This is a genomic window from Pseudarthrobacter sp. RHLT3-21, from assembly GCF_059383495.1.
This window is the reverse complement of sequence record NZ_JBWZCI010000028.1, coordinates 16,098-38,611: the sequence shown is the minus strand read 5'-3', so window position 1 is coordinate 38,611 and position 22,514 is coordinate 16,098. Positions and strand designations below refer to the sequence as shown.

Annotated in this window: 20 protein-coding genes; 9 read left to right on the top strand and 11 right to left on the bottom strand. The window is 66.1% G+C overall.

Going from position 1 to position 22,514, the window contains the following annotated elements; translation table 11 throughout:
* Window positions 1–6: 6 nt before the first annotated feature.
* Window positions 7–399, bottom strand: coding sequence for a type II toxin-antitoxin system VapC family toxin (locus tag AC50YA_RS20465; RefSeq protein ID WP_494984030.1), 393 nt, complete (start codon window positions 397–399; stop codon window positions 7–9).
* Entirely contained in the window at window positions 396–662 is a 267-nt protein-coding gene (locus AC50YA_RS20460) for a type II toxin-antitoxin system Phd/YefM family antitoxin (RefSeq protein WP_494984029.1), read from the bottom strand. Before AC50YA_RS20460 ends, AC50YA_RS20465 begins: the two co-directional genes overlap by 4 nt.
* Before the next feature lie 305 nt (window positions 663–967).
* Between AC50YA_RS20460 and AC50YA_RS20455 the strand changes: the two genes are divergently transcribed.
* The 3 genes from AC50YA_RS20455 (at window position 968) to AC50YA_RS20445 (ending at window position 3,370) form a co-directional block, all read left to right on the top strand.
* Entirely contained in the window at window positions 968–1,171 is a 204-nt protein-coding gene (locus tag AC50YA_RS20455) for a cold-shock protein (protein WP_024365339.1), read from the top strand.
* Between the two features lie 220 nt (window positions 1,172–1,391).
* Window positions 1,392–2,081, top strand: a complete 690-nt coding sequence (locus AC50YA_RS20450) for a hypothetical protein (protein ID WP_494984028.1) — start codon at window positions 1,392–1,394, stop codon at window positions 2,079–2,081.
* Window positions 2,082–2,116: 35 nt separating this feature from the next.
* The gene (locus AC50YA_RS20445) at window positions 2,117–3,370 is read left to right on the top strand and encodes a plasmid pRiA4b ORF-3 family protein (protein ID WP_494984027.1); all 1,254 of its coding nucleotides are present in this window, start codon (window positions 2,117–2,119) and stop codon (window positions 3,368–3,370) included.
* Between the two features lie 103 nt (window positions 3,371–3,473).
* Here AC50YA_RS20445 and ctaD read toward each other — a convergent pair whose 3' ends face one another.
* Together ctaD and AC50YA_RS20435 are read right to left on the bottom strand one after the other, a co-directional pair.
* On the bottom strand, window positions 3,474–5,228 hold the full coding sequence (gene ctaD / locus AC50YA_RS20440; RefSeq protein ID WP_494984040.1) for an aa3-type cytochrome oxidase subunit I: 1,755 nt from the start codon (window positions 5,226–5,228) through the stop codon (window positions 3,474–3,476).
* 92 nt (window positions 5,229–5,320) lie between these two features.
* A complete protein-coding gene (locus tag AC50YA_RS20435; RefSeq protein ID WP_494984026.1) occupies window positions 5,321–6,055 on the bottom strand; it encodes a FadR/GntR family transcriptional regulator in 735 nt (244 codons plus the stop codon).
* A gap of 191 nt (window positions 6,056–6,246) precedes the next feature.
* Between AC50YA_RS20435 and AC50YA_RS20430 the strand changes: the two genes are divergently transcribed.
* Both AC50YA_RS20430 and AC50YA_RS20425 read left to right on the top strand, forming a co-directional pair.
* Window positions 6,247–6,810, top strand: a complete 564-nt coding sequence (locus AC50YA_RS20430) for a gluconokinase (RefSeq protein WP_494984025.1) — start codon at window positions 6,247–6,249, stop codon at window positions 6,808–6,810.
* A 63-nt stretch (window positions 6,811–6,873) separates the two neighbouring features.
* On the top strand, window positions 6,874–8,277 hold the full coding sequence (locus tag AC50YA_RS20425) for a GntP family permease (RefSeq protein ID WP_494984024.1): 1,404 nt from the start codon (window positions 6,874–6,876) through the stop codon (window positions 8,275–8,277).
* Window positions 8,278–8,371: 94 nt separating this feature from the next.
* Here the strand turns inward: AC50YA_RS20425 and AC50YA_RS20420 are convergent, their stop codons facing one another.
* Complete coding sequence (locus AC50YA_RS20420; RefSeq protein WP_494984023.1) at window positions 8,372–8,761, bottom strand: TfoX/Sxy family protein; 390 nt, start codon at window positions 8,759–8,761, stop codon at window positions 8,372–8,374.
* Window positions 8,762–8,901: 140 nt separating this feature from the next.
* Between AC50YA_RS20420 and AC50YA_RS20415 the strand changes: the two genes are divergently transcribed.
* On the top strand, window positions 8,902–9,720 hold the full coding sequence (locus tag AC50YA_RS20415; RefSeq protein WP_494984022.1) for an SDR family NAD(P)-dependent oxidoreductase: 819 nt from the start codon (window positions 8,902–8,904) through the stop codon (window positions 9,718–9,720).
* A gap of 13 nt (window positions 9,721–9,733) precedes the next feature.
* On the opposite strand, the gene AC50YA_RS20410 is transcribed toward AC50YA_RS20415, so the two are convergent.
* Window positions 9,734–10,363: an FMN-binding negative transcriptional regulator gene (locus AC50YA_RS20410; RefSeq protein WP_494984021.1), complete on the bottom strand. Its 630-nt coding sequence runs from the start codon at window positions 10,361–10,363 to the stop codon at window positions 9,734–9,736.
* A 5-nt stretch (window positions 10,364–10,368) separates the two neighbouring features.
* Window positions 10,369–11,361, bottom strand: a complete 993-nt coding sequence (locus AC50YA_RS20405) for a DMT family transporter (RefSeq protein ID WP_494984020.1) — start codon at window positions 11,359–11,361, stop codon at window positions 10,369–10,371.
* Here AC50YA_RS20405 and AC50YA_RS20400 point away from each other — a divergent pair.
* Entirely contained in the window at window positions 11,360–12,772 is a 1,413-nt protein-coding gene (locus AC50YA_RS20400; protein ID WP_494984019.1) for an aminotransferase-like domain-containing protein, read from the top strand. The genes AC50YA_RS20405 and AC50YA_RS20400 overlap by 2 nt on opposite strands.
* A gap of 52 nt (window positions 12,773–12,824) precedes the next feature.
* Here AC50YA_RS20400 and AC50YA_RS20395 read toward each other — a convergent pair whose 3' ends face one another.
* Window positions 12,825–13,316, bottom strand: coding sequence for a hypothetical protein (locus tag AC50YA_RS20395; RefSeq protein ID WP_494984018.1), 492 nt, complete (start codon window positions 13,314–13,316; stop codon window positions 12,825–12,827).
* A 261-nt stretch (window positions 13,317–13,577) separates the two neighbouring features.
* Here AC50YA_RS20395 and AC50YA_RS20390 point away from each other — a divergent pair, with 261 nt between their 5' ends.
* A complete protein-coding gene (locus tag AC50YA_RS20390) occupies window positions 13,578–16,547 on the top strand; it encodes an AfsR/SARP family transcriptional regulator (protein ID WP_494984017.1) in 2,970 nt (989 codons plus the stop codon).
* Window positions 16,548–16,563: 16 nt separating this feature from the next.
* Here AC50YA_RS20390 and AC50YA_RS20385 read toward each other — a convergent pair whose 3' ends face one another.
* A complete protein-coding gene (locus tag AC50YA_RS20385) occupies window positions 16,564–17,115 on the bottom strand; it encodes a dihydrofolate reductase family protein (RefSeq protein ID WP_494984016.1) in 552 nt (183 codons plus the stop codon).
* Between the two features lie 372 nt (window positions 17,116–17,487).
* Here AC50YA_RS20385 and AC50YA_RS20380 point away from each other — a divergent pair, with 372 nt between their 5' ends.
* The gene (locus AC50YA_RS20380) at window positions 17,488–18,069 is read left to right on the top strand and encodes a hypothetical protein (RefSeq protein WP_494984015.1); all 582 of its coding nucleotides are present in this window, start codon (window positions 17,488–17,490) and stop codon (window positions 18,067–18,069) included.
* Window positions 18,070–18,072: 3 nt separating this feature from the next.
* Here AC50YA_RS20380 and AC50YA_RS20375 read toward each other — a convergent pair whose 3' ends face one another.
* The gene (locus AC50YA_RS20375; protein WP_494984014.1) at window positions 18,073–18,984 is read right to left on the bottom strand and encodes a GGDEF domain-containing protein; all 912 of its coding nucleotides are present in this window, start codon (window positions 18,982–18,984) and stop codon (window positions 18,073–18,075) included.
* Window positions 18,981–22,478 (bottom strand): PAS domain-containing hybrid sensor histidine kinase/response regulator, encoded by a 3,498-nt coding sequence (locus AC50YA_RS20370; RefSeq protein WP_494984013.1) that lies wholly within the window; start codon window positions 22,476–22,478, stop codon window positions 18,981–18,983. Before AC50YA_RS20370 ends, AC50YA_RS20375 begins: the two co-directional genes overlap by 4 nt.
* Window positions 22,479–22,514: the final 36 nt, after the last annotated feature.

Here is a 22,514-nt window from a genome sequence, read left to right as displayed (position 1 = left end):
GCGGGCTCAACCACCGGGGGAGAGGACGTTCAGGCCTGCCTCAATGGCGGCGGCCAGTAGCTCGGCGTCGTACGCCACCATGACGTCGGACTGTAGCCGGATGGCTGCGGCCAGATGAATGGCTTGGGCGCTTCGGAGCCTGCCGGGCAGGGCTGCCGCGTACATCAGGTCCGAACGGGCAAGATCGACCAGGTTGATGGCTCCCAGGACCGTGTTGACGGGCTCGCCGGGAAATCCGCGGCGATGGGCCCCGCAATGCAGTTCCGTATAAAGGAGCATCGAAGCCACCAACTGGTGGCCCTGGGCCGCAGCCGTTGAGAGGTATTGGGCGGCTGCGGATGATTCCGGCTCTTCGACCACCAGCTTCAGGACAGCCGACGTGTCCAGGTAGATGATCAACGGTCACCGCGGACATCAGCCAGGATGTGGGCTGTGCTCGCTTCGGACGTGACGCGCGGCAGCGCCAGGAAATCGATGGGGCCCTTGGCCGCTGGGCGCACCTGGCCGGCCAGCAGCAGCCGCTCAAAGGGTGACGCTGAGGGCGGGATCAGCGTTGCGGCTACTTCGCCGTTGTTCGTGACGTCGATGGTTTCGCCGTTCTTAACGCGCTCCAGGATTTTGCTGCTCTGGTTGCGCAATTCCCGGTGTGGAATGGTTGTCATGGTTGCCTCCGTAGCAATCGTAGCAACCGCTGCGGGGTTTCGACAGGCTCAACCACCGTGGGTTTCGACAGGCTCAACCACCGTGGGTTTCGAAAGGCTCAACCACCAGTCTTGGTGGTCGGTGGTAAATGGTTCTGAAAATCTCCTGTACAGTTGATTTTGTTGTTGTGTTTATGCAGTTGGTAATTCAGGCAGTACGCGCGGTCGAAAGTCCGCGTCTTTCTGAAGTAGCGGTTTTGAACACCCCACACCGGAGGACCCGAAGGTCGGGACTTTTCCTCCACCTTCACGAAGGACAAAAAATAATGGCTACTGGTACCGTCAAATGGTTTAACGCTGAAAAGGGCTTCGGCTTCATTTCCCCCGATGACTCCTCACAGGACGTTTTCGCTCACTACTCCGCGATCGCCTCTTCCGGCTTCCGCTCACTCGAAGAGAACCAGAAGGTTTCCTTCGAAACCGAGCAGGGCCCCAAGGGTCCCCAGGCCGTCAACATCCAGGCACTTTAATTCTTTAGAGATTCTGGGGCCTTAGGGTTTCATTTTCGAAGCAGGGCCGGTCTAATGACCGGCCCTGCTTCTGTTAACCCGGATGTGCTTCAAAGCGCGGTTGATCACACCCCGACGAGTTGACCCGACTGGCGACCTGCGAGAAAAGCCCGCACGATAGTCAGGGGGTAAGCAGGGCTGATCGCATCGCTCCCGCCGCACAGAGAGGCCCCGCACTTCCGTGCCAATACCAAAGCGCCAACTGAGTCCGCTGATCCGCAAGTACCTCAATGTCAGCCGCCCCGCCCAGGCAGAGCCCAGAGTCCTCGGCGAGCTCAATCCGGTGGAGCCCGCCGGCCGCCGGGAGGGGGTGCCCTTGTTGGGCAATGACCAGGTCTATGTGATGAAATACGGGACGGACTATCACACGGCGTGGTGCCAGGTGGTTGCCGATACCTGGGACCACGCCCCCAGAAGGCTGCTCGTGACCCTGTTGGCCGCCGTGGGTGGGAGGACCCGGTGCACGGAATGCGACCGGCACGCGAAGGCAGCCAGGGCGTCGGCTGCGCAAGAATACCACCAGCAATCCCGGCCCACTCCAAGACCCCCACCGCCTGAGGCCGTGGTCCCGCTGAGGGTCATTGGGATGGCCCATGGAATCCTCTTCCTGGCAGCAGGGCAGGAATATCGGGAACGCCTTAAGGAAACCGCTGTGGAGCCGGCTACCCCGCTGTACGTGGACGGGCGGCGTGACGGCATGGTGGTCCGGCTGGACTCTGCCAGCGACGAACCACTCCTGCTTGTCCAGTTGGACCCCCGCGCCACGTTCCGGAACTGTCCGTACCAGGTGCGGTTGCGTCATCCGCTGCTGCGGTCGGCCACCAAACCCTATGCCGTTGAGTCCGTTGAGTCCGTAGAGCCCGCACCATGACGGATCCCGGGCAGCCCTCTGGCAAAATGGCACCCATGCATCTTTCCGGAACCGTTCCCGCCTTCCACCTCCGGATCAGCATCACGGACACCGAACCGCTGATCTGGCGAAGGCTGCACGTTCCGGTTACGCTGACGGTTCCCGAGTTCCACGTCGCTGTCCAGGCAGCCTTCGGCTGGGACAACAGCCACCTCTATGCCATCCGCTGCGTGGACCGCGCCGGAAGGCCGCGGGAGATTGTGGGCCCCCACGACCTCACGGAAGATCTGGACGCAGAGCCGGCGTCCGGCGTCGTACTTTCCGAACTGCTGGATGCTCAAAAGCCGGGGACCGCACTGGAATACGAGTACGACTTTGGCGACAGCTGGACGCACCATGTGGAGGTGCTTGGTGCTGCGGACCTTCCGGCCGGGAAACTTCTGTGCGTGGATGGTGCCAACCGCGGACCCGTGGAGGACTCCGGCGGGCCGCGCGGCTACCAGCGACTGCTCCAGATCGTCGCTGACCCGGAGCATCCGGAACACTCGGACGCGAAGTACTGGATCTCCGGCGTGACGGGCGAGTATGGCAGCCACTTCGCACCGGCAACATTCGACCGCCAGGCCGCGAACGGCAAACTCCGGCTGCTCAGCCTCCAGTGGTGGCCGCAGCCCCTCAGCGACGAGGAGCGCGACGCCGTGTTGCTGCCGGTCCGCTGGCTGTTGGAAAACGCCGCACCGGACGGCCTGGAACTCACCAAGGACGGCTACCTGAAGCCCGCCATGGTCAAGCGAGCCATGGACGAGCTCGGCTGGAGCGATCCCGTCATGGGCAAGGGAAACCGCGAGACGCACGCGCGGCCGGTCCTCGAACTCCGGCTGCACCTCATCGACTGGAAGCTGCTGCGGAAGCTCAAGGGCAGGCTGGTGCTCACACCGCGTGGAAAACGCTGCCTGGAACGGCCCGCGGAGCTGTGGGACTACCTCGTGGACGCCGTTGGCCGTCAGGAGCACGACGCCGTCCGGCTGGTCACGCGCATCCACACGGACTGGCACCTCGGCGGCATCGCGCCGGCGTCGGGCAGCAGAATGGAGGCAATCCGTGGTGCCATGCTGGCCGCCGGGTTTGTCACCCGGTCCGGCCATCCCATCCCTGACGAATGGGTCAGCGACATCAACCAGGTGGTGCGGCGAAACCTCAAATGCCTGCACCTGATGGCGCCCAAAGTGGACCACCGCGGCCGGGCCCTGCTGACCGACGGCGGCGTGAAGTTTCTCCTGGCCGTCCGGGCTGCGGGCCAGTCGGTTTAGGTTTCGCTCCCCACCCGCCCCCTTGCCTCGCAAGCTCGGCTAGGGCACCCGGCGGGCGTGGGCCCGGGCTCAACCACCAGGGTTGGCAGGCTCCCCGGCCCGGTCACTGGTCCGGGTTTGGATTGCGTACGTCCTTTTCGCCGATATCGGCAGCACCCAGGGCGGCCGCGGCAGGGCTGTGTGTGGTTTCGTGCGCGCGGATGCTGAGCTCCGGGTGGTGGAGGTCCAGGGCGGGACGCTCTGAACGGATCCGGGGCAGGGATGTGAAGTTATGCCGCGGCGGCGGGCAGGACGTGGCCCATTCGAGCGAGGCGCCGAAGCCCCACGGGTCATCCACCTCAACGTGTTCGGAGTTGCGCGACGTGATGTAGACGTTCCAGAAGAACGGGAGCATTGAGGCGCCCAGAAGGTAGGAGCCGACGGTGGAGAACTGGTTCATCCACGCGAAGTTGTCCTCCACGAGGTAGTCGGCGTATCGGCGGGGCATGCCCATGACCCCAAGCCAGTGCTGGATCAGGAACGTTCCGTGGAATCCCAGGAACAGCATCCAGAAGTGGATCTTTCCGAGGCGCTCGTTGAGCATCTTGCCGGTGAATTTTGGCCACCAGAAGTAGAAGCCTGCGAACATCGCGAACACCACCGTGCCGAACACCACGTAGTGGAAGTGCGCCACCACAAAGTAGGAATCAGACACGTGGAAGTCCAGCGGCGGCGAAGCCAGGATGATGCCGGTCAGGCCGCCGAAGAGGAACGTGATGAGGAACCCGAGGCTCCACAGCATCGGAGTCTCAAACGTCAGGGACCCCCGCCACATGGTGCCGATCCAGTTGAAGAACTTCACCCCGGTAGGGACTGCGATCAGCATGGTCATAAAGGAGAAGAACGGCAGCAGCACCGAACCGGTCACGTACATGTGGTGGGCCCACACGGTCATGGAAAGGGCTGCGATGGAGATGGTGGCGTAGACAAGGCCCTTATAGCCGAAGATCGGTTTGCGGCTGAAGACCGGGAAGATCTCGGACACAATGCCGAAGAACGGCAGCGCAATGATGTACACCTCGGGGTGGCCGAAGAACCAGAACAGGTGCTGCCACAGAATCGCGCCGCCGTTCTCCGGATCATAGATGTGGGCACCGAACTTGCGGTCGGCCCCCAAGGCAAACAGGGCGGCCGCGAGCGGCGGGAAGGCCATGATCACCATGATGGCCGTGACCAGCGTGTTCCAGGTGAAGATGGGCATCCGCCACATGGTCAGGCCCGGGGCGCGCATGCAGATGATGGTGGTGATGAAGTTGACCGCACCCAGGATGGTGCCGAAGCCGGACAGCGCCAGGCCGAAGACCCACAGGTCACCGCCCACACCGGGGGTGAATGTGGTGTTGTTCAATGGCGCGTAGGCGAACCAGCCGAACGCCGCAGCGCCCTGCGGGGTGATGAAGCCCGAGACGGCGATGGTGGAGCCGAAGAGGAAGAACCAGAAGGCCAGAGCGTTCAGCCGCGGGAACGCGACGTCGGGGGCGCCGATCTGCAGCGGCATGATGACATTGCCGAAGCCGGCGAACAGCGGGGTGGCGAACATCAGCAGCATCATGGTGCCGTGCATCGTGAACAGCTGGTTGTACTGCTCCTTGGTCTGCAGAATCTGCATGCCAGGTTCGAAGAGCTCGGCCCGGATCAGCAGGGCCATCACTCCAGCCATCATGAAGAACACAAACGACGCGATCAGGTACATGTACCCGATGATCTTGTGGTCAGTGGAGGTGATCCACCTGACCACCATGGCGCCTTTGCGCCGGGGTACTACCGCGGGAGCATCGGCTGCGGCGGTCCCTATTCGTGAATGTCCGGTGATGGCCATCTTCCACCTCACAGATACTTCTACGGCACTATTGGGCCCTTTGCATGAGCCCCTGTTTTCAGGCTACTCACTAACGCGGTGCCCGGGAAGAGTCAGTGCAGGCCCATCGCGTTCCGGACCTCGTTCAGGATGTGGTGGACGGCGGTCTCGGCCCCCACGGCGTCACCATGGGCCACTGCCGCCGCAACATCCTCGTGGGCCTGTAACGCCTCGTTCCGCGGCTTGAAAGGCATCAGTCCCTGCTTGGTCCGGCTGGTGAGCACCTCAGCCACCATGCCTTCCAACGCCGTGAACATCTCATTGCCGCAGCTTCGAAGCAGCAGGCAGTGGAACTCGATGTCTACCGCCAGGAACGCCTCGAGTTCGCCGGCTTCGCCCAGCCGCCGCAGCTCGGCAGCCAGGAAAACCAGCCTGGCCCGCTCCGCGGCGCTCGCCCGGCGGGCAGCACCGGCAGCTGCAATGGGCTCGACGGCGATGCGCAGCTCCGTGAGGCTGCTGTACTGAATATCGCGGCGGACAGAGCCCAGGCGCCAGCGCACCAGCTTGGGATCGAAGACATTCCACAGCCTGCGCTCCTGGACCACGATGCCCACCCGTCGGCGCGAATACACCAGGTTCATGGATTCCAGGACCTTCATGGTGTCGCGCGCAACGGTGCGGGAAATGCCGTACTCCTGCTGCAGGCCCTCCAGGGTCAGCCGGCTGCCCGGAGGAAGGCTCCCTGCCGCGATGGCAACGCCAACCGCCTCGAGAACGCGTTCATGCATGGCGGGGGAGGCCCCGCCGTCGTGCGCGTCATCCGCGTCCGGTAGTGTCGCCGTCGACATCTGTCCTGCTTTCTTCTGCGCCTGTGCGCCCTCCAATCGTACCGACAAAGTCCCAAAGGTATGACTTGTGACACCAAAAGATAGTATCTGTGGCCGGAAATGGTGATACCTTATCTCCCGGCGCGGTTCCCTGTGAGATGCGCTAATAGCTTTCTTCAGTTAGCCAACGGCGTCTTCTTCGGAGGTAAAACATGCAGTATCCAGCCACGCACCTGGTGGTGATGGGCGTTGCCGGTTCCGGCAAGTCCACCATTGCGGCAGCGCTTTCCCGGCAGCTTGGCTGGGCCTGTGCCGAAGCGGACGAGTTCCACCCCCGGTCCAACATCGACAAGATGACCCAGGGAATTCCCCTGCAGGACGAGGACCGCTGGCCCTGGCTGCAGGAAATCCAGGACTGGATGAGCGCCCATGCCGCAGCCGGGAAGAGTACCGTGCTTACCTGCTCCGCGCTCAAGCTGAGCTACCGCCAGCTGCTCTTCGACGCACCGGGCCGGGTCCTGTTCATCCATCTCGACGGCGGGGCCGACCTGATCGGCCAGCGTATGCAGGGCCGCGAAGGCCACTTTATGCCGCCCACGCTCCTGCCCAGCCAGCTGGCCACCCTGGAACCGCTGACCGGCAACGAACTTGCCGCCGGCAGCCTCCGCCTGGACATCTCCAACTCCCCGGAGCAGATCGTCGCCGCCGTGCTGGCTGGCCTCGCGCTTCCCGCGGGTCTGGCGCCGAGCGCCAACTTGGAGCCCAGCGCCGGCTGATCCCGCCTGCTGAGCCGGGCCACTTTTCCCCCCACATTTCATTTTCTGTTTCAAAGGAGAACCATGGTCATCGAAGGATGGACCCAGACGCTGGGCGCAGGCCCCCTGCTGCTCATCGCCGCGGCATCGATCGTCGCGTTGCTGTTCCTGATCATCAAGCTGCGGATGCACGCACTCGTCGCCCTGATCGTGATCAGCCTCGCAACCGCATTCGCCACCGGAATCCCCGCCAACCAGGTGGTTCCTGTGCTGATAAACGGGTTCGGCACAACCCTGGGCACAGTGGCGCTCCTCGTCGGCCTGGGCGCCATGCTCGGCCGCATTGTTGAGACAAGCGGCGGCGCCAAGGTGCTGGCCGACTACCTGATCGGCGTCTTCGGCGAAAAGCGTGCCCCGTTCGCCCTGGGCCTGGCCTCCCTGATCTTCGGCTTCCCCATTTTCTTCGACGCCGGCCTGGTGGTTATGCTGCCGGTCGTCTTCGCCGTGGCCCACCGCCTGGGCGGGGGAGTGCTGCGCTACGGCCTCCCCGCCGCCGGAGCGTTCTCCGTGATGCATATCTTCCTGCCGCCGCACCCGGGCCCGGTCTCGGCTGCTGCCTTCTTTGATGCCAACATCGGGCTGGTCCTGATCGCCGGCCTCATCACCGCCGTCCCCACCTGGTACGTCACCGCCTACCTGTTCGGCCTGTGGACCGGCAAGAAGCTGGTCCTTCCGGTGCCGGAAATCCTGGGCCACGCCAGTGCCGAGGCCGAGTCCCACCCGCCGCGCTTCCGCACCATCATCGGCCTGCTGCTCCTGCCGCTCGTCCTGATCTTCATCAACACCGGCCTGAACACCCTGGCCTCCTCCGGAGCGCTCTCCGACTCGGTCAAGGGCGAGCAGTGGTTCCAGGTCCTGCGCACCATCGGTGAAACCCCGGTGGCCCTGCTGATCGCCGTGCTGGTGGCCGTTTTTGTCCTGGGCGCCCGCCGCGGCAAGGACGCTGGCGCCATAGAGAAGCTGCTCGAATCCTCGCTGGGCCCGGTCTGCTCGGTCATCCTGATCACCGGCGCCGGCGGCATGTTCGGCGGCGTCCTCCGCGCCTCCGGCATCGGCGCGGCACTCGCCGACGTCCTGGGTAACCTGGGCATCCCGCTGATCCTGGCCGGCTTCCTGATCGCCGCCATCCTGCGCATCGCCCAGGGTTCCGCCACCGTTGCGCTGACCACCACCGCCGGCCTCATCGCTCCGGCCGTGGCCACCGCCGGCCTGACCGGCATGCAGGTCGCCGCTCTGGTTATCGCCGTGGCAGCAGGCTCCGTGGTGGTTTCCCACGTCAACGACTCCGGCTTCTGGCTGGTGGGCCGCTTCTTCGGCATGGACGTCAAGACCACCCTGCGGACCTGGACCGTCATGGAAACCCTGATCGGTGTCATGGGCTTCGCCATCGCCGCGGTCCTCTTCCTGCTCGCCGGCGTGGCGGGGTAGCGCTTCATCTCCAGCCACGGCTGACTGAAGTACGACGGCGGGGCGTCCAGGGAAATTCTGGCCGCCCCGCCGTCGTCGTACTCCTGGTGCGCCGTTACTTGCGGGGCTTGGCTGCCTTGGGCGCTTTCGGCGGGAGCCCCGCGACGTGCTCGAAGGCCTTCTCCACCCAGGCGCTTGCACGCGCGTCGTCGCCTCCGCCGTCACCGTCTCCTTCGGTGTTCCATACCTCCGGCAGTCCGGTGTAGCCGCCCATGGGACGCTCCGCCGGGCCGAACGGGACGGTCCGCTCGGTGCTTTCGAGCACCTGCCGGTCGGCGTCGGAGAGCTTCACGCCGATGGTGGAGCCGAAGAGTCCGGCGAACATGTTGCCGTTGACGAAGGCGCCGAGGTTGCCGAACATCGGCTTGACCACCACCCCGGGGTTGTGCGGCACTACTGAGCGGAAGCGCTCCTTGGCTTCGTCGGACGCTTTGGCCATCTCCATGTCGCTTTCTCCCAAGGTTGCGGTGTGATTCCCTGTGCAGCTTATGCCCGCTCGGGCGCCGGGGGACAGAATTGCCGTACCGGTAGGCTGGCAGGAGTCCGCACTCACCTCCCAGGTTCCACCCAACCAAAGGACACCCCTTGACCCAACGCACCATCGTGATCACCGGCGCCAGCGACGGCATCGGCGCGGCAGCCGCGCGGACGCTGACGCAGGCAGGCGACCGGGTGGTCGTCGTCGGCCGTTCCGAGGAGAAGACGCAGGCCATCGCGAAGGAGCTCAACGCCGACTATTTTGTCAGCGACTTCGCCGACCTGGAGCAGGTCCGCACGCTCGCCGCGCAGCTGAAGTCCGACTACCCGCGCATCGACGTCCTGGCCAACAACGCCGGCGGCATTATGGGCAAGCGCCAGCTCACCGTCGACGGCAACGAGTCCACCTTCCAGATCAACCACCTGGCGCCGTTCCTGCTCACCACCGAGCTGATGGACGTCCTTACCGCCAGCAACGCCAAGGTCATCAACACCGCCAGCGCGGCCAACGGCTTCGGCAAAATGGACCTCTTCGACCTCAAATCGGATCACAGCTACTCCACCAACCGCGCCTACGGTACGGCCAAACTCGCCAACATCCTCTTCACGTCCGAGCTGCACCGCCGCTTCGGCGAGCAGGGCATCACGACGGCGGCGTTCCACCCGGGCGTGGTCCGCACCAACTTCGCGGCGGAGTCCACCAGCCCCATGCGGCACGCCTACAAGACACTGCTCAACCGCTTTATGCTGACCCCGGACCAGGGTGCCGACACCCTCCTCTGGCTCATCAACGGCACCGCCGGCACCGACTGGATCTCCGGCGCCTACTACGCGAAGCGCGCCCTGGCCAAGGCCAATGCCCAGGCGTACGACGCCGGGCTGACGCAGGGTTTGTGGGAGGCCAGCGAGGCGCTCGTCGCACGCTGAGCCGAAGCACCCGTTAGGCGCGACCCGGCCGGCCCCTTTCGACGTCGGCGGCACTGTCCACGTGCCCGTGAGCGCTGAGCCCTGCAACCACGCCGTCGACATCCGCCGTGGACCGGTTCTGGCTCAGCTTGGTCTTCGCCTCGATCCTGGTGATGACCAGTTCGATGCCCACAATGGCGCGCAGCTGGCCGGAGATGTAGCGTTCCGGCGCGTCGTCCACGCTCCACGGGTGCTCAAAGTCCGCCTCGTTGATGGTGGTCAGCCGACTGACCTGGCCGGCGATCCAGGCGGGGTCGTCATGGATGACCAACGTGCCGTACACGTGCGCCGTGGAGTAGTTCCACGTGGGCACCACGCGTCCGTGCTCGGCCTTCGACGCGTACCAGGACGGCGATATGTAGGCGTCCGCGCCCCCGATGATCATGAGGGATTCGCCGATCGCCGGTTCGGACCATTGGGCATTGTTCCTGGCGACGTGCGTGTGCACCGCGCCGTGGTCGCCAAGCGAGGGGTCGTAGACGAACGGCAGCAGTGTGGCGAGCAGGCCTCCTGATGTCATGGTGACCAGGTTCGCTGCGCCCGGCTTGGTGAGGAGGTCATGGACGGCGTCGGGGCCGGCTTCGAAATGGGCTGGGGTGTACATGGCTGCTAATCCTTTGCAGGCTGGAGTGATTTTGTGGCGTGGAGGGAGTCTGATTGGAGGGCCGCGGGCGGAGGGGGCGCCGGCCTGAGCCGGACCCGGACCGCGGCGCCAGCGCAGAGGATGACGGCCAGGCCGCCCACTATGGTGCTCCACGTCAGCGACTCGCCGAGCAGCAGGCCCGCCCAGCAGATGCTCAGCACGGGTTGAACGAGTTGGATCTGGCTGACCTGGGCCATGGGGCCGATGGCCAGGCCGCGGTACCAGGCGAAGAAGCCCAGGAACATGCTGACCACGCCGAGGTACGCAAACGCCATCCACTGAACCGGCGTGCCCGACAGCGGCTGCTGCGCCACGGACACCGCCACCAGGAACACCATCAGCGGCGACGCCAGCACCAGCGCCCAGGACACGGTCTGCCAGGCGCCGAGCTCGCGGGCCAGCAGGCCACCTTCCGCGTAGCCGATGGCCGCTGCAACCACTGCGCCGAGGAGCAGCAGGTCGGCCCAGTGCAGCTGCCCGAACCCGCCGGACTGCAGGGAGCCGAAGGCTATTGCGGCCAGCCCGCCCACGCCGGTGATGAGCCAGAATGCCAGCGGGGGATGCTCATGTCCGCGGAGGACAGCCACGGTGGCCGTCGCGGCGGGTAACAGGGCGATTACCACGGCGCCATGGCTGGCCGGCGTGGTGGTGAGCGCAAAGGAGGTGAGCAGGGGAAACCCGACGACGACGCCGGCAGCCACCACCGCGAGGCGCGCCCACTGCGTGCCGCGGGGGAGTTGCTGCCGGGTGAGTGCGAGGGCGAAGGCGGCGAGGATGGCGGCTACCACTGCGCGGCCGGACCCGATGAACAGCGGGGACAAGCCTGCGACGGCCACCTTGGTGAACGGAACCGTGAAGGAGAAGGCCGCTACTCCGAGGAGGCCCCACCAGAGTCCGGTGGGTTGACGGGACGATACCACTGGCCGAATTAGCGTAGTAGCGCTACTATTGTCTCTCATGAATAACGATAGCAGTTCACGGATTGTGGCGCACCTGCGGGAATGGATCGCCAAGGCCGCGCCGGGATCCAAGCTGCCGTCCACTCGGTCGCTGGTGGCCGAATACCAGGCAAGTCCGGTCACCGTCCAGAAGGCGCTGCAGACCCTAACGGCGCAGGGCCTCATCGAGAGCCGCCCCGGCGTCGGTACGTTCGTGCGGGCCGTCCGGACTGCGCGCCCGTCGGACTACGGCTGGCAGACGGCGGCACTTCGGTCGCGGCTGGCACCGCTGCCGCCGGCCTCAACCACCATGCGCGACGTGGCCAACGATGCCATCTCCTTCCACTCCGGCTATCCGGACAGGGAACTTCTGCCCGAACGGCTGGTGCGGTCCGCCCTCACCCGCGCCGCCCGCGGCGACGCAGCCCTGTCCCGTCCGCCCGCGGCGGGCATGCCGGAACTGCAGTCGTGGTTCGCCCACGAACTTGGTGCCTCGACGCCGGCCGGGACCACTCCGCCGAACCCAAGCGACGTCGTCGTACTTCCCGGAAGCCAAAGCGGGCTCAGTTCCATCTTCAGCGCGCTCGCGGGCCGCGGGCAGCCGCTGCTGATGGAATCGCCCACCTACTGGGGCGCCATCCTGGCGGCCGCCCAGGCCGGTGTACGCGTTGTCCCGGTGCCCAGCGGGCCTGAGGGGCCGGACCCCGCGGAACTGGCCCGCGCCTTTGACGAAACCGGCGCGCGGCTCTTCTACGCCCAGCCCAACTACGCAAACCCCACCGGAGCGCAGTGGGCCGCAGGGCGCGGCGACGAGGTCCTGGAAGTGGTCCGGGCGAAGGGCGCATTCCTTGTGGAGGACGACTGGGCGCACGACTTCGGCATCACCACCAGTCCCGTGCCCGTTGCCTCCCGCGACGATTCCGGCCACGTGGTCTATCTGCGTTCCCTGACCAAGAGCGTGTCGCCGGCCATCCGCATCGCCGCCGCCATCGCACGCGGGCCGGCACGTGAGCGCATCCTGGCGGACCGGGCGGCTGAGTCGATGTACGTCAGCGGACTGTTGCAGGCGGCAGCGCTCGACGTCGTGACGCAGCCTGGGTGGCAGACGCACCTGCGCAGCCTCCGCCATCAGCTCCAGTCGCGCCGCGATCTCCTGGTCACCAGCATGCGAGAGCACGCTCCGCAGGCACACATCGAGCACGTGCCCAAGGGTGGCCTGAACCTTTGGGCACGCCTGCCGGATGGGACAGATCTGGACCGGCTGACGCGGGACTGCGAGAGCGACGGGGTCATTATCGCCGCAGGCCGGGCATGGTTCCCCGCCGAACCCGCCGGTGCGTACATCAGGCTTAACTACTCCGGGCCGAATCCGGGCGCCTTCCCGGAGGGCGCCCGGATCATCGGTCAGGCAATTGAACGCAACGGGGCGTAGGAAACCGAAGGGGCCGCGTCCGGACGGATCCGGACGAGGCCTTCGTTCGCGGTTACGGCGCCACCAACTGGCAGACGTCGGTCACCCTGCCGTTGCCGGAAAACATATCACCTTGTTCCGACCCGTCGGGGTTGAGAGTCCAGCTGACGGTGCCAGTCGTGTAGAACACTCCTGCAAGATGTCCGTTAGCCTCAGGAACCGTGATGACGTTGGTTCCCGTCGCGGTGACGTACTGACTACCATCGGGCAGGTTCTGAATGTGGTTCACCCCGGTGGCGATATAACTCACCGACTTCCCCGTGGGACCCGTGATAGTGACGCCCAATTTGGGCCAGATGAGGGTGAGCCGGTCACCCGGCAGTGGGATGAATCCTACCTTTCCGGTACCGGAAAACTGGACCTCGAAGTCCGGACAGGGCGCGGGGAACGAGGCGACGATCGGCCCGGGAGTAGCGGCGGCAAGAGCTGGCTGCGCCGGTACACCCAAGGCACCTGCTGCAAGGGCGGACAAGGCCAGGCTTCGGGTGATGCTGCTGGTTTTCATGGCATTTCCTTTCGAATGTATTTCGGATGGGTGAATCAAGCGTGGCGCGAGGGGCTTAACCGGTCCTTAATCGCCTCGGCGGCATTCCATGCGAAAGCACTGGACCCTCCACCTGCCGCAGGAGCATGATGGGGGTTGATGCGGCTCTTCGGTGCCCATCGTGTGTCAGGGCGGGCGCTCTGGGGTCGCTGGTCGATGAGTTTCGCGGTACCGGGCCGGTCAGGTTCGTGTCTGCGGCCGGTCGGTGAGGGGTGCTTGGCGATGGGCGCACTGTGGATCAGGGTCCTGGGGCCGCTGGAGGTCATTGCCGACGGGGCGCCGGTCACCGTGGGCAGCGGGAAGCTGCGGATTGTTCTGGCGTGCTTGGCCCTGCGGGCAAACTCGGTGGTGACCACTGATTTCCTGGCTGAAGCCGTCTGGGACGGTCGCCCGCCCGCCCACCCGGGCCCGCAGTTGCAGGTGTACGTCGCGAATCTGCGACGCATGCTGGACCCTGATCGTTCAAAGGGTGTGGCTTCCCAGCGGCTGGCCAGCCGGCCGGACGGCTATGTGCTGATTGTTACCGAGGAGGAGCTTGATCTCTTGCGGTTCCGTGAGCAGGTCGCGGCCGGTGAGCGGGCGGTGCAGGCTGGGGATCTGGCGGGAGGCGCGGATTGCCTTCGCCAGGCCATGGAGCTCTTCAGGGGCCACGCATTTCCTGACTTGGCGGACATCGAGCTGTTCCGGCCGGAGTTGGACGAGCTGGAGGAAACCCGGCTGGACGTCTACCAGAACCTGATTGAGGTTGAGCTCTCGCTGGGTCGGCACGGTGCGCTGGTGGGCGAGTTGCAGTCGTTGGTGGCCCGGCAGCCGTATCGGGAGCGGCTGCAGGCGGCGCTCGTACTGGCCTTGTACCGTTCCGATCGGCAGGCAGATGCGCTGGCGGCCTGCCGTGACGCGCGCCGCGTCTTCATTGAGGAGCTAGGTATCGACCCCGGTTCACGCCTGCGACAGTTGGAACGGTCGGTGCTACAACAGGATGCGTCGCTTGCGGCCCCCGCCGCTGACGGGCACCGCCGGTTCAGGCAGCGGCTGGACAATCTTCCGGCCGAACTCACGCCACTGATTGGCCGGGACGCTGAGCTGGGGGAGGTCTGTTCCCTCTACCGCTCGGAGGGCTGCAGGCTGGTCACCGTCACGGGACCGGGCGGGACCGGCAAGACCCGCCTTGCGTTGGCGGCCGCCGCCCAGCTCGGTGAGCGGATGGCCGACGGCGTGGGCTGGGTCAATCTGGCCCCGCTCACCCAGGTGCAGCAAGTGCCGGCCGCAATAGCGGCTGCGCTCGGCTTGGAGGACCGTGCCGGAGAAGACCCGCTGAAGGTCGCGGTCCGCTTCCTACGCGCGCGTCGGCTGTTGTTGGTCCTGGACAACTTCGAACACCTGGAGGAGGCGTGGCCGGTTGTGCTGGACCTGCTCACCGCCGCCCCCGACCTCCGGATCATTGCCACCAGCCGACGACGACTTGGACTCCGCGCCGAATACGAATACGAGCTTGCGCCGCTTGCCTTGCCTCCGCTCGATCCGCCCCTCCCGCCGCACGTGCTGCAGGAGGTGCCAGCCGTGAAACTCCTCTTGACCCGTGGACGGGTGGTCCGTCCACATTTCACCGTCGACAGCGATAACGCCGCAGCGGTGACCCGTCTTTGTCATCGCCTGGACGGTCTTCCGCTCGCCATCGAATTGGCCGCAGCCCAATTGCGGCATCGCAGCGAGAGTGAACTCCTGGACGACCTGGAGGTCAGTCTTGCCGCGCTGCCGGCAGCCTTCCGCGATCTTCCCGACCGCCAACGAACCCTCACAGCTACGATCGCGTGGAGTTACCAGGTGCTCGGTGACGCCGAGCGGCAGCTTTTTGATCAGCTTAGCGTGTTCGCTGCTGATCCGACCGTGGCGGCGGTCAGCAGCATCTGCGGATCGACTCCCACGACAGGGGCTGAAGCAGACGACTTGCTGACGGGACTCGCACGCCATAGCCTGCTGCGTCGCTATACCGACCCGGCAGGAGCACAGCGGGTGTCGATGCTGCAGGCGATCCGGGAGTACGCTCGCGACCGCCTCGGGTCGCGTGGCGAGGCGGCGACGGTGCGGCGCCGGCATGCCGAGTACTACCTCACCCTCGCCGAGACCGTCAGCCCCGAGTTGTGGGGGCGTAATCAAGTGGACGCCTTCCGGCTGCTGAATGCTGATGCACCGGATTTGCGCGGTGCCCTGCTCTGGGCCACCGGACCGGACGGCTCGACTGACCTGGCTCTGCGGCTGGTCGGGCACCTATGGCATTACTGGGAGCTCACCGGGGATGTAGCCGAGCAGTGCGAGATCGCCCTGCAGTTGGTCGCTGGCACGTCGGATGCTCCACCAGCGCTCCAAGCACCCGCGCTGAGCGGAACAGCCACCCTCTGCTGGATACTGGGCCGGAACGACGAGGCGTCCGACTTACATCACCGGGCGCTTCAGACATTCCAGAGCGTCGGCAACGACCAAGGTGTCGCCTGGGCCACGATGTGCCTAGCGACGCAGGCGGCCGAGCGAGACGACACAATAACCGCACAGCGACTCGCTGCAGAAGCATTGTCGCTGCCGGATGCCAGCCCGCGCACCCGCGTCGCCGCTTTGATTATTCTGAGTCTGTTGGCGTTCTACGCCGGCGACCACGCCCGAGCCCTTGACCTGTGCCGCGAATGCGTCGAACGTGCGCGACCGCTCGGCGATCGATCGCTCCTCGGGAATACCTTGGTTAACCTGGCCGACAGCACAGAGCAAGCCGGCGACTACGACACCGCTGAACAGCTGCTGTACGAGGCACTCGGCGCGGCACTCGAGCTCGGCGCACAGGGCCACGTCGTGGCTTTCCTCGAGTCAATTGCCGGCGTCTACATCGAGCAGCACCGCGTCGAACAGGCCATCCGCGTGCTGGCGGCCGCCGACGCTCACCGCACAGACCGAGGGCTTCCGCTGTACCCCGCAGAACAGCAACGCATCGAATCGATCATCACGAAGGCGCGCACCGAGTCCGGCCCGATCAGCTTCGGCCTGGCCTGGTCGGGTGGACAGGCGCTGACCCTGACCCAGATGGTGCGCGAAGTGCTCCACTCTGGGCAGGCGGGCAGCCAGAAACCACCTGCCGCCGGTCAGCCCACTCAATTGCGTCCCGACATACCAGCAGCCAGTGCCCTCAGCCCGGCGCCTTGGTGACCGCCTCGTTTGCCCGCTATTCGCCCAGCAGCCGGTAGGTGCTGACGACGTTGCCTTTCGTGGTCCGGTACTGGTCCCTCAGGCTGAGCCGGGTGGTGGGGTCGCCGGCTTCGAAGAGGCGCCGGCCGCTACCGGCCACCACCGGGTGGGTCATCAGGGTCAGCTCATCGAGCAGCCCGGCGAACAGCAGTTGGCGCACTACGGAAATGCTGCCGCACACGGCGATCTCGCCGCCGTCGCGCGCTTTGAGGCCAGCCACGAATTCCTCCAGGGGCACCTCGATCAGGTGGGAGTTTTGCCACTCCAGCGGCTCCGCCAGCGTCCGGGAGGCCACAAACTTCTCCACCGGGTTGATGAAGCCGGCAAAATCCTCGTCCACGGATGCTGTGGGCCAGTAGCCCGCCCACTCCTGGTAGCTCACCCGGCCCAGCACCACGGTGTCCACGCGCTCCATCATGCCGGTCAGGCCCTTGCCGAGGTCGTCGTCGAAGCTGTCGAACTGCCAGAGGAACGGGTCTGAGACCACGCCGTCAACGGAGTGGAACAGGCCGGACGTGACTTTGCGCATGAGGACCTCCAAATTGATGCCTGGGCGGACGCGGGCCGGTGGCTGCACCGGACTGATCCACCGTATTCCGCGGGCCGCCGATGGGGAAGACCACAGAGCCCTGACCTGCAGGAATTCAGCCCGACGCAAATGCGTAAGTTTTGGGCCTTGCGCCACCCGCAGCCCGCGGAATTCCGGGCTTGGAGCCTTCTTCGGTGCGCATAAGTTACGCATTTGCGGTGCCGATTCTGGCCACGGAAATCGCGTCGACAACCTGTCCGCAGTTACGTTCGTCACCACTGCCTGCGTGTTGCGCAAATCCACGGACCGGCAGCCGCATACTGGTGTTCATGCGGCCTCTCACCGCACCCCGGCCAGGCAGGAGGAAAATGTATGGAAACCCTGAAGAAGATCGTACGCAACCAGTACTTCCCCGCGGCCGCGGTGCTGACGGCAGTGTTGATGTTCTGGATCATCGCCATGTTCGGCGGACTCTCGCTGCTGAACAACAACCAGCCGCCCATGGCCACCCTGACGTGGATGCTGTTCGTCTATGCTGCGGCCGTCCTGACGCCGCTGGCAGGCATCCTGGCCGGTGTGGACCTGGTCCGCCGCTGGCGCCGCAACCGCATGTACGCCTTGGTTGAGATGGTGCAGGACGGGACCGCCGAGTATGAAGCCGCACAGGACGAAGTGTTGCACGACGAAGTGGTGCAGGACGAAGCACTGGCGGACGGCCAGGTTCAGGAGCCCGCAACGCAGGCCGATGCACAGGAACAGCCTGCTGAGCCTGAGGCCCCCAAACAGTCCGCCCCGAAACAGCCAGCACAGCACCGCCCGGTAACCCAGCAGCATCCGGTCAACCACCATCCGGTGCAACAGCAGTCTGCCAAGCAGCAGCAGCAGCCTGCCAAGCAGCAACAGCTTGCCAAGAACCAGCCGGCGCAGACGAAGCAGCGCAAAAAAGCCGCGTAGCCGCTACTGCAGCGCCAGCTCCACCCGGTTCCGGCCGGCGGCCTTGGCCGCGTAGAGCGCGGCGTCGGCCTCGCCCAGGAGGGTGTCGGCGTCAACCCTGTGCTCGGCGGTGAACGCGGAAATCCCGGCGCTCAGCGTCAGCTGCCCCAGCGGATCCCCAGAGTGGAAGATCTCCAGATCGCGCACGGTATCCAGCGCCCGTTCCATAAAGGCCTTGGCGCCCAGCTGCGACTGGTTCGGCAGGACCAGCAGGAACTCCTCGCCCCCGTACCGGTACACGCCGTCGCTCTTCCGCGCTGCGCTCACCAGCGCCCCCGCCACGGCCCGCAGCGCGAGATCGCCCGCCTGATGCCCGTAGATGTCGTTGTAGCTCTTGAAGTTGTCCACATCGCACATGGCCACGCAGTATCCCTCCGTGTACCGCTGGCTGCGCGCATGCAGCTGCTCGAGGTCCTCGGAGAGCTTGAGCCGGTTGTGCAGGCCGGTGAGCGGATCGGTCCGCGCCTGCTGCGAGAGCACCTTCCGGTAATGCGCCAGGTCCGCGTGCAGCGTGGTCACCCGCAGCGCCACAAGGAGCCGCGCATGCAGGACAAACGGGTCCAGCGGCTTGGTGACGTAGTCGTCCGCGCCGGCCTCAAGCCCGGCGAGCACGTCGTCCCGGGACCCCTGCGACGTCAGCATCACGATGTACGTGTACAGGTCGGCTTCGCGCGCCCGGATGGCCCGGCACAGCGCCAGCCCGTCCATCCCCGGCATCATCCAGTCCGTGACCACCACATTGGGCTGGTGTTCCAGGTACAGGGCCCATGCCTCGTCACCGTCCGCCGCCGTCAGGCAGTCATGCCCGGAGCGTTCGACGGCGGCGCGGGCCACCAGGAGTGAGCCCGGATCGTCATCTGCCACCAGGACTTTCACTGTGCCACCTCCAGCGCCAGGTTGAGTTCAAAGTCCACGCGCATAAGCTCAACTTCCAGCCGGCTGACCAGCTGCGGGCCGCCGTCGTGCGTTCCGCTGCGGCCCATGTCCTCCAGCTCGCCGCACAGGCTTGCGACGGCGGTGGCTCCGATGTTGGCCGCCGCGCCCTTCAGGGCATGGGCCGCCTGCGCCAAAGCCGGGCCGCCGCCGTTGGTCACGGCTGCATGCAGGGCCGCGAGCCGAGCGGGAACGTCCTTCCGGAACGCCGCCGTCGTTGCGGGCAGCAAGCCCAGGCCATCCTCCGGGCCGAGGCCGCGCAGCATGGCGAGCCGGTCCGCGTCCAGCGCCGGAGTACCTCCACCGGTGACGGCCAGCAGCCCGGGAACGTGGTGCTGGGGAATGTTGTCCAGCTGAGGAGCCTCCAGCTCCTGCGGCGCAGAAAGCTCCGCTGCCCGCTCGGGGACCCAGCGGGCCAGGGCGGCTTCAAGCTCGGCGGCGTCCACCGGCTTGGAGAGATAATCGTCCATGCCGGCGGCGAGGCAGCGTTCCCGGTCCCCGTCCAGGGCGCCGGCGGTCATGGCGATGATGGGAAGGTGGCTGGCCCCGCCGTCGCGCCGCCGGATCACGCGCGTGGCCTCGAACCCGTCCATCACCGGCATATGGCAGTCCATCAGGACGGCGGCGTACCGGGTGTCGGCAGTGGCGGCCACGGCCTCGGCGCCATCGGCAACCACGTCCACCGCGTAGCCGAACTTGGTCACCGTGGCGCGGGCAACCAGCTGGTTCACCTCGTTGTCCTCCACCACCAGGATGCGGCCACGTGACCGCCCCCGAAGGGAGGACTCGGTGAGCGAATCGGCGGACGGCCCGGACGACGGCGCCGACGAGTCAGCGTCGGAAGGCCGGCCGGACGCGGAGAGCGCCGGGGCGTGGTGTTCACTCGTGGACATCAGCCGGACCAGGCGGTTGTAGAACTCGGAGCTGCGGACCGGTTTCATAAGCCATTCGCGGACTCCGGCGCCGGCGATCTCGGCCGCGTTGACCTGCATGGTGGACGTGAGCATGATCAGCTCCATGTCCGCCAGCGCGGCGTCGGCCTTGAGTTCGCGGGCCAGCTCCAGGCCATCGGTATCAGGCATGCAGAGGTCCAGTACGGCCAGGTGGAAAGGTGCCCCGGCCGCGGCGGCTTCGTGGGCCCGGGCCAACGCAGCCCGGGCATCCGGCACCGCCTCCGGCTGCAGCTTCCAGCCGCGCAACTGGGATTCCAGCACCAGGCGGTTGGTGGCGTTGTCGTCCACCACCAGGACGCGCAGCCCGGTGAGGAAATCGGCGGCCGGCACGGGATCCGTGGACGGCGGGGCCACGGGCACGGGGATGCGGAACCAGAACATGCTGCCCTCGCCCGGAGCGCTTTCCAGGCCGATTTCGCCGTCCATGGCGTCGGTGAGCCGGCTGCAAATGGCCAGGCCCAGCCCGGTGCCGCCGTAGCGCCGGGTGGTGGAAGCGTCCGCCTGGGAGAAGGATTCGAACAGCCGCGCGTGGTGGGAGGGGTCGATGCCGATGCCGGTATCGCGGATCTCGAAACAGACCATGGCGGTGGCCCCGGGTTTCGCGTCCGGCGTCTCCGTCTTCACGCGGATGGACACCTCCCCGGCGGCCGTGAACTTCACGGCGTTGGAGGCGAGGTTCAGCAGGATCTGGCGGATCCGGCCGGAATCACCGTGCAGCCTGGCCGGAACGTCCGGGTCGCAGTATGCGATCAGCTCCAGGTTCTTGGCCTGCGCGGGCTCGGTCAGCAGGCCCGCCACTTCCTCCACGAGGACCCGGGGATCGAAGGCGCGGATATCGAGGTCAACTTTGCCGGCTTCCAGCTTGGAGAAGTCCAGGATGTCGTTGATGAGGGAAAGCAGCGCCTCGCCGGCGCCCTTGACGCCCTGGGCGTACTGCTTCTGCGTCTCGTCCAGGGGCGTCTCGAGCAGCAGGGCGGTCAGCCCTACGACGCCGTTCATGGGCGTGCGGATTTCATGGCTCATGGTGGCCAGGAACTCAGACTTGAGACGGCTGGATTCCAGCGCAGCTTCACGCGCCGCCTGTAGTTCCTGTTCGGCGGCGCGGCGCAGCGTGATGTCCCTGGCGATGGTGCCCAACCCGCTGAGCCGGCCGGTATCGTCCCTGATGGGGGAGACGGTCATCGACACGGGAATGACGGCGCCGTCCTTCGTCAGGTGCTCCATCTCGAAGCTCATCGCTTTGCCGCTGGCGCGGATCTGCTCGAACACCTTGGCGGCACCGGCCGTACCGCCCGCCGGCAGCAGGAACCGCGCGTCACGGCCGATCGCTTCCTCGGCCGTGTAGCCGTACTGATGCTGCGCTCCGGGGTTCCAGCTGGTGATGATGCCTTCCGGCGTGGTGCTCAGGATGGCGTCCGGGGAGGAGTTCACGATCGCGCCCAGGCCTTCCAGCTCAGCCGTCCGGGCCGCCACTTCCTGTTCCAGCCCGGTGGTCAGCGTGATGTTTTCGATGATGATCAGCACCTGGCGGACCAGGATGAGCGCCACGGTGACTCTTGCCACCACCAAGAGGAATGCACTCATCTCGTTCACATGCGGGGCCGCGATCACCACCAAAGCCACCAGGATGGGTGCGTAGGGGAGCAGCTCCAGGGCCAGCGCAAACGCCCTGCGGTCCGGCCGCGGGTTTTCCGCATAGGGGAGCAGCGGTGCCAGAGCAATCAGGAGGAAGGCGATAATCCAGCCCAAGGCGAGCGGTGAACCGGTGACTCCCGTAACGCCGTCGGACGTCAACCTCACATAGATGCTGTCCGTGACAGTGAGGACCAGCAGGCCGCCGCCGAAGCATAGCCACGGCAGCCGTTCGCCGGGCTGCCGGCGCATCCCCAGGACAAGCACCAGGGACGTGATGATCACGTCCACCACCGGGTAGGCCATGGTGGTGAGCCGGGTCAGGAGGTCGCCCTCGGCGCTGAATGCCGGGCCCAGCGCCACGTACCAGCTGACCGCCAGGACCGAGCCCGCGATGACCGCCGCGTCCAGCGCTGACCGGAGCATCCCTACACGGGTGGTGCCGCCGGGCCGCTTAAAGCTGAAAAGCGCGACGGCGGCCGGCACCGAATAGCCCACGAACCCCGCATCTGCCAGGGACGGGAACGGGTACACCTGGCTATTGGCGAGGCCGAAGTACGTCCAGACGGCCTGGCCGGCGGCCCAGACATAGGCAGCCACCGACATCAGGGTCCAGGCCCGGGCGTTCACGCCGCCGCGCAGCGCCGCCCGGCCGCAGCTAAAACCGGCCAGCAGGGCAGCCACAAGGATGGAGAAGTCGCCGGCCACCATGGCCGCCGGGGTGCCGCTGTTGGCAGCAAAAAACAGCCCGAGCATGCCCACCACCACGGCAGAAAGCACTATCAGCCAACCCAGTGTGGCCGTGCTCCTACCGGTGGCGGGACGTTGCTTCAGGAGACCTGACTGAGACACGAAGAGCCCTCCCCATACGTGCGCCCGTCACCCACA